At 59.9% G+C, this 12,179-nt stretch carries 13 protein-coding genes; 9 read left to right on the top strand and 4 right to left on the bottom strand.

Features of this window, described 5'->3' with window-relative positions:
* Positions 1-247: 247 nt before the first annotated feature.
* From AACY31_RS17935 to AACY31_RS17920, 4 genes are all read left to right on the top strand, one after another.
* Positions 248-2,686 (top strand): Lon protease family protein, encoded by a 2,439-nt coding sequence (locus AACY31_RS17935; protein WP_339481699.1) that lies wholly within the window; start codon positions 248-250, stop codon positions 2,684-2,686.
* 358 nt (positions 2,687-3,044) lie between these two features.
* Positions 3,045-3,386, top strand: a complete 342-nt coding sequence (locus tag AACY31_RS17930) for a PA4575 family protein (protein ID WP_339481697.1) — start codon at positions 3,045-3,047, stop codon at positions 3,384-3,386.
* Between the two features lie 132 nt (positions 3,387-3,518).
* Positions 3,519-4,007, top strand: coding sequence for a TIGR00645 family protein (locus AACY31_RS17925; RefSeq protein ID WP_339481696.1), 489 nt, complete (start codon positions 3,519-3,521; stop codon positions 4,005-4,007).
* 204 nt (positions 4,008-4,211) lie between these two features.
* Complete coding sequence (locus tag AACY31_RS17920; protein ID WP_003205746.1) at positions 4,212-4,829, top strand: FKBP-type peptidyl-prolyl cis-trans isomerase; 618 nt, start codon at positions 4,212-4,214, stop codon at positions 4,827-4,829.
* A gap of 133 nt (positions 4,830-4,962) precedes the next feature.
* Here AACY31_RS17920 and AACY31_RS17915 read toward each other — a convergent pair whose 3' ends face one another.
* The 3 genes from AACY31_RS17915 to AACY31_RS17905 all read right to left on the bottom strand — a co-directional run bounded on the left by AACY31_RS17915 (position 4,963) and on the right by AACY31_RS17905 (position 6,945).
* The gene (locus AACY31_RS17915) at positions 4,963-5,220 is read right to left on the bottom strand and encodes a PA4570 family protein (protein WP_339481694.1); all 258 of its coding nucleotides are present in this window, start codon (positions 5,218-5,220) and stop codon (positions 4,963-4,965) included.
* Between the two features lie 206 nt (positions 5,221-5,426).
* On the bottom strand, positions 5,427-5,771 hold the full coding sequence (locus AACY31_RS17910) for a zinc ribbon domain-containing protein YjdM (RefSeq protein ID WP_339481693.1): 345 nt from the start codon (positions 5,769-5,771) through the stop codon (positions 5,427-5,429).
* A 205-nt stretch (positions 5,772-5,976) separates the two neighbouring features.
* Entirely contained in the window at positions 5,977-6,945 is a 969-nt protein-coding gene (locus AACY31_RS17905) for a polyprenyl synthetase family protein (RefSeq protein WP_339481691.1), read from the bottom strand.
* Between the two features lie 239 nt (positions 6,946-7,184).
* Between AACY31_RS17905 and rplU the strand changes: the two genes are divergently transcribed.
* From rplU to AACY31_RS17880, 5 genes are all read left to right on the top strand, one after another.
* Positions 7,185-7,499, top strand: coding sequence for a 50S ribosomal protein L21 (gene rplU / locus AACY31_RS17900; RefSeq protein ID WP_003176051.1), 315 nt, complete (start codon positions 7,185-7,187; stop codon positions 7,497-7,499).
* A gap of 35 nt (positions 7,500-7,534) precedes the next feature.
* Positions 7,535-7,792 (top strand): 50S ribosomal protein L27, encoded by a 258-nt coding sequence (gene rpmA / locus AACY31_RS17895; RefSeq protein WP_003176049.1) that lies wholly within the window; start codon positions 7,535-7,537, stop codon positions 7,790-7,792.
* A 190-nt stretch (positions 7,793-7,982) separates the two neighbouring features.
* Positions 7,983-9,206, top strand: a complete 1,224-nt coding sequence (gene cgtA, locus AACY31_RS17890) for an Obg family GTPase CgtA (RefSeq protein ID WP_339481689.1) — start codon at positions 7,983-7,985, stop codon at positions 9,204-9,206.
* Positions 9,207-9,531: 325 nt separating this feature from the next.
* The gene (gene proB / locus AACY31_RS17885) at positions 9,532-10,650 is read left to right on the top strand and encodes a glutamate 5-kinase (RefSeq protein WP_339481724.1); all 1,119 of its coding nucleotides are present in this window, start codon (positions 9,532-9,534) and stop codon (positions 10,648-10,650) included.
* A gap of 9 nt (positions 10,651-10,659) precedes the next feature.
* Positions 10,660-11,115, top strand: a complete 456-nt coding sequence (locus AACY31_RS17880) for a CreA family protein (protein ID WP_339481687.1) — start codon at positions 10,660-10,662, stop codon at positions 11,113-11,115.
* A gap of 580 nt (positions 11,116-11,695) precedes the next feature.
* Here the strand turns inward: AACY31_RS17880 and rpsT are convergent.
* Positions 11,696-11,974 carry a 30S ribosomal protein S20 gene (rpsT, locus tag AACY31_RS17875; RefSeq protein WP_003185593.1) on the bottom strand — a complete coding sequence of 93 codons (279 nt, stop codon included), beginning with the start codon at positions 11,972-11,974 and terminating at the stop codon, positions 11,696-11,698.
* Between the last annotated feature and the right edge of the window lie 205 nt (positions 11,975-12,179).

Raw genomic sequence — 12,179 nt, 5'->3', positions numbered from 1 at the left:
GATGGACAGGGTTTGGCCCTACAGCAGCCAGTGGGCCGGTTATTGTTCCAGCCGCGCAGTTTGGAGTTTAGGCACGATCCTGGGGTTCCGTGGCATTTTGCAAAAACATTACGGGGGATCACCTGCCTACCGGGCCCCGCCCGAGGTTTTCCCGTTGACTATGCTTTGGGCTGAGGCGCTCCTTGCCAGTCAGGTACAGGCGGCGCCAGAATGCCGCTATCTGCCCCGCCTGATGTAAGGAAGCCCGATGCCTGATCCTGTTGCTGCCAGCTTGCGTCTAGCGCCCGAAGCGCTGACCCGTCCGTTTTCCGCTGAACAGTTCAGCTTCTCTACCACCAATGATCTGGAGCCCTTCCGCGGTGTGCTTGGCCAGGAACGTGCGGTCGAAGCCTTGCAGTTCGGCGTGGCCATGCCGCGCCCCGGTTACAACGTATTCGTCATGGGCGAGCCCGGCACTGGCCGGTTTTCGTTTGTCAAACGCTACCTCAAGGCCGAAGGCAAGCGCCTGCAGACCCCGGCGGACTGGGTCTACGTCAACAATTTCGATGAGCCCCGCGAACCCCGTGCCCTGGAACTGCCGTCGGGCACGGCCGGTGCTTTCATCGCCGACATCAACGGCCTGATCGACAACCTGCTGGCGACTTTCCCGGCGGTGTTCGAGCACCCGTCCTACCAGCAGAAGAAAAGCGCCATTGACCGCGCCTTCAACCAGCGCTACGACCGGGCCCTGGATGTGATCGAACGCCTGGCGCTGGAGAAGGATGTCGCGCTGTACCGTGACAGCAGCAACATCGCCTTCACGCCAATGAGCGAAGGCAAGGCCCTGGATGAAGCGGAATTCGCCCAGTTGCCGGAAGCCGAGCGCGAGCGTTTCCATGAGGACATCTCGGGCCTGGAAGAGCGCTTGAACGAAGAACTCGCCAGCTTGCCGCAATGGAAGCGCGAGTCCAGCAACCAATTGCGCCACCTCAACGAAGAAACCATCACCCTGGCCCTGCAACCGTTGCTGGCACCGCTGTCGGAAACGTACGCGGAGAACGCTGCGGTCTGCGGCTACTTGCAGGCCATGCAGGTCTATCTGCTCAAGACCGTGGTCGAGCAATTGGTGGACGACAGCAAGACCGACGCCATCGCCCGCAAACTGCTGGAGGAGCAGTACGCGCCGAGCCTGGTGGTCGGGCATCCGTTCAGCGGTGGTGCGCCAGTGGTGTTCGAGCCGCACCCGACCTACGACAACCTGTTCGGTCGGATCGAATACAGCACCGACCAGGGTGCGCTCTACACCACGTACCGGCAGTTGCGCCCGGGCGCCTTGCACCGGGCCAACGGCGGTTTCCTGATTCTGGAAGCGGAAAAAATGCTCAGCGAACCGTTTGTGTGGGATGCGCTCAAGCGCGCCCTGCAATCGCGCAAGCTGAAGATGGAGTCGCCGCTGGGTGAGCTGGGCCGGCTGGCCACGGTGACCCTGACGCCACAGCACATCCCGTTGCAGGTCAAGGTCGTGATCATTGGCGCTCGCCAGCTCTACTACGCCTTGCAGGACCTGGACCCGGACTTCCAGGAAATGTTTCGCGTGCTGGTGGATTTCGACGAAGACATCCCGATGGGCGACGAGAGCCTGGAGCAGTTTGCCCAGTTGCTCAAGACCCGCACTTCGGAAGAGGGCATGGCGCCGCTGACTGCCGATGCGGTGGCGCGCCTGGCGACCTACAGTGCGCGCCTGGCCGAACACCAGGGACGCTTGTCGGCGCGCATCGGGGACCTGTTCCAACTGGTCAGCGAGGCGGATTTCATTCGCCAACTGGCCGGTGACGAGATGACTGACGCCGGCCACATCGAACGTGCCCTCAAGGCCAAGGCCACCCGCACCGGGCGCGTCTCGGCACGGATCCTCGACGACATGCTGGCCGGGATCATCCTGATCGACACCGCTGGCGCGGCTGTGGGCAAATGCAACGGGCTGACAGTGCTTGAGGTCGGCGACTCTGCGTTTGGTGTGCCGGCGCGGATTTCCGCCACGGTGTACCCGGGCGGCAGCGGCATTGTCGACATCGAGCGGGAGGTCAACCTTGGCCAGCCGATCCACTCCAAGGGTGTGATGATCCTTACCGGTTACCTGGGTAGCCGTTATGCCCAGGAATTCCCGCTGGCGATCTCGGCCAGCATCGCACTGGAGCAGTCTTACGGTTACGTGGACGGCGACAGCGCGTCCCTGGGCGAGGCTTGCACGCTGATTTCAGCTTTGTCGAAGACGCCGCTGAAGCAGTGCTTCGCCATCACCGGTTCGATCAACCAGTTCGGCGAAGTGCAGGCGGTGGGCGGGGTCAATGAAAAGATCGAAGGCTTCTTCCGCCTCTGCGAAGCCCGCGGGTTGACCGGTGAGCAGGGGGCGATCATTCCCCAGGCCAACGTCGCGACCCTGATGCTCGATGAGAAAGTACTGGCCGCCGTGCGCGCCGGGCAATTCCACGTTTATGCCGTGCGTCAGGCCGACGAAGCCCTGAGCCTGTTGGTGGGCGAGCCTGCTGGCGAGCCGGATGAAAACGGTGAATTCCCGGAGGGCAGCGTCAACGCCCGCGTGGTGGAACGGCTGCGGGTGATCGCGGAGATGATCAGCGAAGACGACATCAAGGAAGCGGAAAAGGAACTGGCACAGCAGGCATTGACGGAGGCCAAGCCGGCTTGAGGCTTTCCTGACCGCAGCAAGACCCCCTGTGGGAGCGAGCGTGTGGGAGAACAGCCTGTGGGAGCAAAGCTTGCTCGCGATAGCGTTTGTCCAGTCAACAGAAGTGTTGCATGTGACCACCCCATCGCGAGCAAGCTTTGCTCCCACAAGCGCTCGCTCTGTTTGGTGGATTCCCTCTAAAACGCCACCACTTTGGCGTCAATATTCACACTGTGACCGCTCGGCGCATTCTGGTCTCGAAAGTCCTTGCGACCAGAACTTTTCTTCTATCCTCAGCTCAAGGATAACGAGAGTCATCGATCGGATCGAAACAGCCTCCTCCTGGGGCTGAATACCGGATCTACCGAGGGGCGCCGCCATGTCGCGCAACCTTTGCCTCACTCGTCAATGCCTGGGCCTTGTCACCCGTATCGAATGCGCCATTCGCCCCCTGGCGGGGGATACCGGGATGTGGACCTTGCTCTTCGCCGCCGGAATGGCTGGCGAACAACCCTCCGCCATCAAGGCCCAAGGGCCATTCCCCGGCCCGACTGCCGCCGAATCCATCCTCGACACCATTGTGCAGAACCTGACATTGCACGGCTACGAGCTGGCCGACGACCCGCAGATATGGTCCCTGCACATGCAAGCCCAGCTGCGTGAAATCAATGGAGGCCGTTGTCGCAACGTCGGTGGCTTCGAGTTTCGTCCGCTGCATTAAAGGCCAGCACTGCACGGGCACCGGCAGTAAAATTTTGACACAAGGGCAGGGATCAGGGAGGGTCCCGACGTTTGTGGGGCCGATCGTGGCTGATATACTCGCCGCGATTTTTCAGCCCAGGTGTGAGATTCAATGGAACGCTTTATCGAAAACGCAATGTACACCTCCCGTTGGCTGCTAGCGCCGATCTACTTCGGGCTGTCCCTGGGCTTGCTAGCCTTGGCGCTGAAATTCTTCCAGGAGGTCTTTCACGTCATCCCCAACGTGTTTTCCATGGCTGAGTCCGACCTGATCCTGGTGCTGCTGTCGCTGATCGACATGGCACTGGTGGGTGGCCTACTGGTGATGGTGATGATTTCCGGCTACGAGAACTTCGTCTCGCAACTGGACATCGCCGAGGACAAGGAAAAGCTCAACTGGCTGGGCACCATGGACTCTTCATCGCTGAAGATGAAAGTCGCCGCCTCGATCGTGGCTATTTCCTCCATCCACCTGCTGCGCATTTTCATGGACGCCAAGAACGTCGATCCCGAGCACCTGATGTGGTACGTGATCATCCACATGACTTTCGTGGTCTCGGCATTTGCCATGGGGTACCTGGACAAACTGACCAAGCACTGAGGCCCGTTCACCGCGCTGGCGCAACGCCCGCCTGGCAAATTGCAGGCGGGCGTTGTCGTTTCTGGCAGGTCGCTTTGACGCCGGGGGGGCTCGTCACCAGCAGTGGCATCTGTGCTAGTCTGCTCGCCCTTTTGGTTCCGGGCGCTCCGGGAGACGCCGTGGCACACGGCAACTCTCGAGCCGTCCGCACAGCGGAGCAGCATCATGTCCGAAGTTAACCTGTCCACCGACGAAACCCGCGTCAGCTACGGCATTGGCCGTCAGTTGGGCGACCAACTGCGCGACAACCCGCCACCGGGCGTGAGCCTGGATGCGATCCTGGCCGGCCTGACCGACGCGTTCGCCGGCAAGCCAAGCCGCGTGGGCCAGGACGAGATGTCCGCCAGCTTCAAGGTCATTCGTGAAATCATGCAAGCCGAAGCCGCAGCGAAGGCTGAAGCCGCCGCTGGCGAAGGCCGTGCGTTCCTGGCCGAAAACGCCAAGCGTGAAGGCATCACCACTCTGGCTTCCGGCCTGCAATTCGAAGTGCTGACCCAGGGTGAAGGCGCCAAGCCGACCCGTGAAGACCAGGTGCGTACCCATTACCACGGCACCCTGATCGACGGCACTGTGTTCGACAGTTCCTACGATCGTGGCCAGCCAGCCGAATTCCCGGTAGGCGGCGTGATCCCAGGCTGGACCGAAGCACTGCAACTGATGAATGCTGGCAGCAAATGGCGCCTGTACGTGCCAAGCGAACTGGCTTACGGCGCTCAAGGCGTTGGCAGCATTCCACCACACAGCGTGCTGGTGTTTGATGTCGAGCTGTTGGACGTACTGTAAGGCCCTGTCCGGTTTTACCGCCGGATAAAAACTGTGGGAGCGAGCTTGCTCGCGATGGCGGTGTGTCAGTAACGAAAATGTCGACTGACCGACCGCCATCGCGAGCAAGCTCGCTCCCACAGGTTCTTTGTGCTCATCCGTGGAACCTGCCGCTGAAATCACCCGTGGGGCGCAACGCCCGGGCGTAGCAGAACAGGAACAGGTTGCGCACCAGTTCCTTGAGCACCATCGGCTCACTGGAGTTGAGACTGTTGAGGTCCAGATCCCCCTGGTCCTGCAGCTCGTTCAAGGCTTCTTCTTCAAGCACCGCACAGACTTCCCCGGTTTCCCGATGCAGGATCCTGAGGTAGGGGTGTGGGCGGTCCAGCCAGGCATCGATCAAATAAGTCATGGTTCTCATCTCCTTGATGGGGTTCGATGAGAATAATTCTTATTCGCTAAATAGCAAGTCTCTATTGGCGTTGCGATTGTTTTTCTGACGATGGGTTATGGCGGCTCAGAACGGCTGGCGCTTGGATAGCGCCCGAGAAATGGGGTCGAAGCGGAGAGGGCGAAGTTCCATCCCACATGTGGGGTGTGGGATGGAATACAGCAGGATCAGACTTTTCTGACGAACTCGGATTTGAGTTTCATCGGGCCGATGCCGTCGATCTTGCAGTCGATGTCATGGTCGCCATCGCACAGGCGGATGTTCTTGACCTTGGTGCCGACCTTGACCACCAGCGACGTGCCCTTGACCTTGAGGTCCTTGATCACGGTGATGGTATCGCCGTCCTGCAGGACGTTGCCGACCGAATCTTTCTTCATCACGGTATCGTCGGACACTGTTTCAGCTTCGCCGCTGGCGGACCATTCGTGGGCACACTCCGGGCAGACCAGTTGAGTACCGTCTTCGTAGGTGTATTCGGAATTGCATTTCGGGCAGGGAGGCAACGTGCTCACTAAGGTTCCTTGGGTATCAGGAGGGCAAAAGGGCGCACATTATATAGGGTTTTGTTGCAGAGGAGGGGCGGTGCTGCGTTCGAAGCCCTGTGGCGAGGGGACTTGTGGGAGCAAGGCTGCCCGCGATACAGGCGACTCGGTGTCTGAAGGACCGCATCGTCGCCATCGCGGGCAAGCCTTGCGCCCACGAAAAGCCCCTTGTGGATCAGTGGGTACGCGCCACCGCAAACTCGCTCAGTTCCACCAGCGCATCGCGGTATTCGCTGGCCGGCAGGGCGTCGAGGCATTTGATCGCGCGGGCAATGTAGTCCCGGGCCAGTTTGGCGGTGTAGTCCAGCGAGCCGGACGCTTCAACTGCGACACGGATGCTTTCCAGGTCTTCGATCCCGCCTTTCTGGATCGCCTGGCGGACCAGAGCGGCCTGTTCTGGTGTGCCTTCGCGCATGGTGTAGATCAGCGGTAGGGTCGGCTTGCCTTCGGCCAGGTCGTCACCGACGTTCTTGCCCAGGGTCTCGGCATCGCCCTTGTAGTCGAGCAGGTCGTCCACCAACTGGAAGGCCACGCCCAAGTGGTCGCCGAAGGTGCGCAGTGCTTCGCTCTGCTCGGCGCTGGCACCGGCCAGGGCGGCGGCGCTGTGGGTCGAGGCTTCGAAGAGCATCGCGGTCTTGCCGCGGATGACTTCCATGTAGGTTTCTTCCGTGGTGCTGGCATCGCGCACCTTGGACAATTGCAGCACTTCGCCTTCGGCGATGATGCGTGTGGCCTGGGACAGGATTTTCATCACCGGCATCGAGCCCAGTTCGACCATCATTTCGAACGAGCGCGAATACAGGAAGTCGCCCACCAGCACGCTGGGAGCATTGCCCCACATGGCGTTGGCGGTCGAACGGCCGCGCCGCATGCCGGACATGTCGACCACGTCATCGTGCAGCAGGGTCGCGGTGTGCAGGAATTCGATGGTGGCGGCCAGCAGGCGCATGTCGTCGCCTTCGCGACCCAGGGCCTTGCCGCACAACAACACCAATAAAGGCCGCAGGCGTTTACCGCCGGCCGATGTGATGTAGTCGCCGATTTTCGATACCAGCGGCACTCGGGAAGTCAGCTGCTTCTTGATGATGCCGTCGACGGCGCTAAAATCGTCCGCCACCGTGCGGTAGAAAGCTTGGGGTTGCATCAGCGACAGGTGCTCCAGAAGGGTTGCGCGGCATGCTAGGACCCCCACCCAGGCCTGTCAAGGCGCGATGGACGGCTACTTGCAAGGCTGTTGCGCCTTGCGTACAATCGCGCACCCTGAACTTCCTGGGCAGCACCTGCCTTACGCAATTGCATTAGGGCCTTCCAGCCCATGCAGCCATGCCAGCCAATACCTCTTCTTATAAAGCGCTGGGTGAGCAGGATTATCGGAGAAATACCATGTCGTACGCAGTAATTGTTACTGGTGGCAAGCAATACAAGGTCGCCCCAGGTGAATACCTGAAGATCGAAAAACTGGAAATCGCTACCGGCGAATCCGTGACTTTTGATCGCGTTCTGTTGGTCGCCAATGGCGATGACGTGAATATCGGCGCTCCAGTCGTTGCTGGCGCTACCGTTGTGGCTGAAGTGATCTCCCAGGGTCGTCACGATAAAGTCCGCATCATCAAGTTCCGTCGCCGTAAGCACCACATGAAGCGTATGGGCCACCGCCAGTGGTACACCGAGATCAAAATCACCGGTATTCAGGCTTAATTTCAGCCTAATTCCTCACTAGGAGAATTGAACTCATGGCACACAAAAAAGCTGGTGGTAGTACCCGTAACGGTCGCGACTCAGAAGCCAAACGCCTTGGCGTGAAGATGTATGGTGGCCAGAAAATCATTCCGGGCAACATCATCGTGCGTCAGCGCGGCACCCAATTCCACGCCGGTTACGGTGTTGGCATGGGTAAAGATCACACCCTCTTCGCGAAAATCGAAGGCGTGATCAAGTTTGAAGTAAAGGGCGCGTTCAACCGCCGTTACGTGAGCGTTGTCGCAGCTTAATTGCGAGATCGCTGGAAAAGCCCTGTCTTGCGACGGGGCTTTTTCGTTTGTGGGGTGAGTCTCTTGCAAAACTGTTTGTATGGGCTGTCGGCGCTGCGGTTGGGGCGTGTTATCAGGTCGCTGCGCTCATTTTTGCAAGAGTCTTATGTCTTGTTTTTTTGGCTCGTCCGTATGGCGAGAGGCGTGTGTCATGAAGTTTGTTGATGAAGTATCGATTCGAGTAAAGGCTGGCGACGGCGGCAATGGTTGCATGAGTTTCCGTCGGGAAAAATTCATTGAAAACGGTGGTCCTAACGGTGGTGACGGAGGTGACGGCGGCTCGATCTACATGCTCGCCGACGAAAACCTCAACACCCTGGTTGACTATCGTTACACCCGGCACTTCGATGCTGAGCGTGGCTCCAACGGCGGCAGCACCGACTGCACCGGCAAGAAGGGCGAAGACCTGGTCCTGCGCGTGCCGGTCGGCACCACGGTGATCGATTCCGCGACCCAGGAAGTGATTGGCGATCTGACCAAGGCAGGCCAGCGTTTGCTGGTCGTCCATGGCGGCTGGCACGGCCTGGGCAATACCCGCTTCAAATCCAGTACCAACCGTGCGCCACGCCAGACCACGCCGGGCAAGCCGGGCGAGCAGCGTGACCTGAAACTGGAAATGAAAGTGTTGGCCGACGTGGGTCTGCTGGGTCTGCCGAACGCCGGTAAAAGTACCTTCATTCGCTCGGTGTCGGCGGCCAAGCCGAAAGTGGCCGATTACCCGTTCACCACTCTGGTGCCGAACCTGGGCGTGGTCAGCGTCGATCGCTGGAAGAGTTTCGTGGTCGCGGACATCCCGGGGTTGATCGAAGGCGCTTCCGAGGGCGCGGGCCTGGGGATTCGTTTCCTCAAGCATTTGTCCCGTACCCGTCTGTTGCTGCACCTCGTGGACATGGCGCCGTTGGATGAGACCAATGCCGCCGATGCTGCCGAGGTCATCGTCAACGAACTGACCAAGTTCAGCCCGGCCCTGGCCGAGCGCGACCGTTGGTTGGTGTTGAACAAGTGCGACCAGATCCTTGAAGAAGAGCATGAGGCGCGGGTCAAGGAAATCGTTGATCGCTTAGAGTGGGAAGGTCCGGTCTACGTGATCTCGGCCATCGCCAAAGAGGGCACCGAGCGCCTGTGCCACGACATCATGCGTTACCTGGAAGATCGCGCTGACCGCCTGGCCAACGATCCGGCCTACAAGGAAGAGCTGGCCGAACTCGATCAGCGCATCGAAGATGAGGCTCGTGCCCAGTTGCAGGCGCTGGACGACCAGCGTGCCCTGCGTCGCAGTGGCGTCAAGTCGGTCCATGACATTGGTGACGACGATTGGGACGAAGAAGATGTGGATGACGAAGACGGTCCGGAAATCATCTACGTTCGTGACTGATCTTGTGCTGATGCCGCCCAGTTGGGGCTAAGGCCCATGTGGGCGAACCTGTGGGAGCAAAGCTTGCTCGCGATAGCGATTTTACGGCCGGCAAAGATGTTGGGTGTGATGACGTCATTGCGAGAAGGTTTTGCTCCCGCAGGCTCATCCCTCCAAGGATTCTCGGGGGCAGGTTCAAGTGTTTCGGTGCGGTGTTATCATCGCAACCAGCCGGTTTCCAAGGCGCCGCTCATTCGAGCGGCGTTTTGGTGTCTGTAAGACGCAAATACGAATAATCCTATGGGCGGCGCTGGGTCGCGCCGTTCGCTGGCAAAGGTTGAAGATGATGCGGAGCAAGGTGACGGGGGCGCGGCGCTGGGTCGTGAAGATCGGCAGCGCACTGCTGACAGCGGATGGCAAGGGCTTGGATCGTCAGGCGATGACGGTGTGGGTCGAGCAGATGGTGGCCTTGCATGAGGCTGGCGTCGAGCTGGTATTGGTCTCTTCGGGGGCTGTGGCAGCCGGTATGAGTCGTTTGGGCTGGGCGTCGCGACCCAGCGCGATGCATGAGCTGCAGGCTGCCGCCGCCATTGGCCAGATGGGCTTGGTGCAGGCTTGGGAATCAAGTTTCGCCGAGCACGGTCGCCATACGGCGCAGATCCTGCTGACCCACGACGACCTGTCCGACCGCAAGCGCTACCTCAATGCCCGCAGTACCTTGCGGGCGCTGGTGGAGCTGAAAGTCATCCCGGTGATCAACGAGAACGACACGGTGGTTACCGACGAGATCCGTTTCGGCGATAACGACACCCTGGCCGCGCTGGTGGCGAACCTGGTGGAAGCGGACCTGCTGGTGATTCTCACGGATCGCGACGGCATGTTCGACGCCGATCCGCGCAACAATCCCGATGCCAAACTGATCTACGAAGCCCGTGCCGACGATCCGGCGCTGGACGCGGTGGCGGGCAGCACTGGTGGTGCGCTGGGCCGTGGCGGCATGCAGACCAAGCTGCGCGCTGCGCGTCTGGCGGCGCGGTCCGGGGCTCACACCATCATTGTTGGTGGACGCTTGGAGCGGGTGCTGGATCGTCTGAAAGCCGGCGAGCGCATCGGCACCTTACTCTCCCCGGAGCGCGGCATGTTGGCGGCACGCAAGCAGTGGCTGGCTGGGCATCTGCAGACCCGTGGCACCTTGGTGCTGGACGCTGGCGCGGTGTCGGCTCTGTCCCAGGGCAACAAAAGCCTGTTGCCGGTCGGTGTGAAGCTGGTCCAGGGCAGTTTCCGTCGGGGCGAAATGGTGGTGTGTGTGGCCCCGGACGGTCGCGAGATCGCTCGGGGCCTGGCCAACTACAGCGCGCTGGAAGCGCAGAAAATCATCGGTCAGTCGTCTGATGCGATTGTCGGTCTGTTGGGTTACATGGCGGAGCCCGAGCTGGTTCACCGTGACAACTTGATCCTCGTCTAAGGAAAAATCATGAGTTTGGCAAAAGGGTTGATCGGCTTGCTGTTGGCAGTACCGCTGCTGGCTTCGGCCGAAGAAATTGGTCGGGTGTCGACGGTGTTCAAGTTTGTCGGGCCGAACGATCGGATCGTGGTCGAGGCGTTCGACGATCCCAAGGTGGACGGCGTGACCTGTTACCTGTCGCGGGCCAAGACCGGCGGCGTGAAAGGCGGTCTGGGCCTGGCCGAGGATCGCGCCGAGGCGTCCATCGCCTGCCGTCAGGTGGGGCCTATCAGCTTCAAGGGTGAGCTCAAGGATGGCGAAGAGGTATTCCGCGAGCGCACTTCGCTGGTGTTCAAAACCATGCAAGTGGTGCGATTCCTCGACAAGAAGCGCAATACGCTGGTGTACCTGGTCTACAGTGATCGCGTGATCGAGGGCAGCCCGCAGAACGCGGTGACGGCTATTCCGATCTTGCCTTGGCGTTAAGTCGCGAATAGCGGGCGAGCCGATCGGCTCGCTTTTTTTTTCATGGATTTGTTGTGCTTTTGGCGCGAAGGGATTCGTGTGCGTGTGTTTTTGTTGTTGTTTGCATTGGGGTGTTCGGTTTTTGTCGGGGCTTCGGCGTTGGCGGCGTTCCGGCTTCGGTGGGGTAGTCGCCAGAGGGTCCTTGGCGCGACACCTGCAAAAAAGACTTTCCAGTGGTGCGAAGGGCGCTGGTTCGCGCTGACTTATGAGTGCGTGCCGCCTCGGGGCGAGGGAAATTGTAACGGGTGTCCAGATTGGTGACCGGTTCAGTCCTTCGCCCAAGCCGGTGGTTTTCAGTTTTGGGGGGTAGTGCGGGGCGTTAGTGCAGGTGTCTGTTTTCACTGGCGCCATCGCGAGCGGGCTCGCTCCCACAAGGGGCCTGTGGTGAGCAGTGGATATACAGCGTCCGAGAACCAATGTAGGGGTGAGCCTGTGCGCTCAGTATTGGGACAAGCGGATCCATCGCTCCCGCAAGGAGGGGTATTAAACCGCAGGCAATAAAAAACCGACCCTGAGGTCGGTTTTTTAATGAGCGTGTCGCTTAGGCAGCAGCGGCAACGTTCAGGGCCTTTACGTGGCCATTCAGGCGGCTCTTATGACGAGCAGCCTTGTTCTTGTGGATGATGCCTTTATCGGCCATACGGTCGATAACTGGCACAGCCAGAACGTAAGCAGCTTGAGCTTTTTCAGCGTCTTTTGCGTCGATGGCCTTAACTACGTTCTTGATGTAGGTACGGACCATGGAACGCAGGCTGGCGTTGTGGCTGCGACGCTTCTCAGCCTGTTTTGCACGTTTTTTGGCGGAAGGTGTGTTGGCCACCGTCGAGCTCCTCGAAAGACTTTTTGGGAAATAGCAAACAAAATAGGCCGCGAATCATGCCGATGAGTTGAAGTCTTGTCAAGGGCGGGTGACGCGTTCCGCTGAATGGCAGGTGCTGCGCACCGAAGGATTTCTTTCCGGCGTGCGACCTGTAAACTCGCGGGCTTTGGCTCTGCACTGTTTAGCGGCGCGGAGTATCGCACAA

The organism is Pseudomonas sp. RL_105y_Pfl2_101 (genome assembly GCF_963970585.1).
GTDB lineage: Bacteria > Pseudomonadota > Gammaproteobacteria > Pseudomonadales > Pseudomonadaceae > Aquipseudomonas.
Note: the sequence above shows the minus strand (reverse complement) of the source record. Positions and strands in the feature narration are given on the sequence as shown.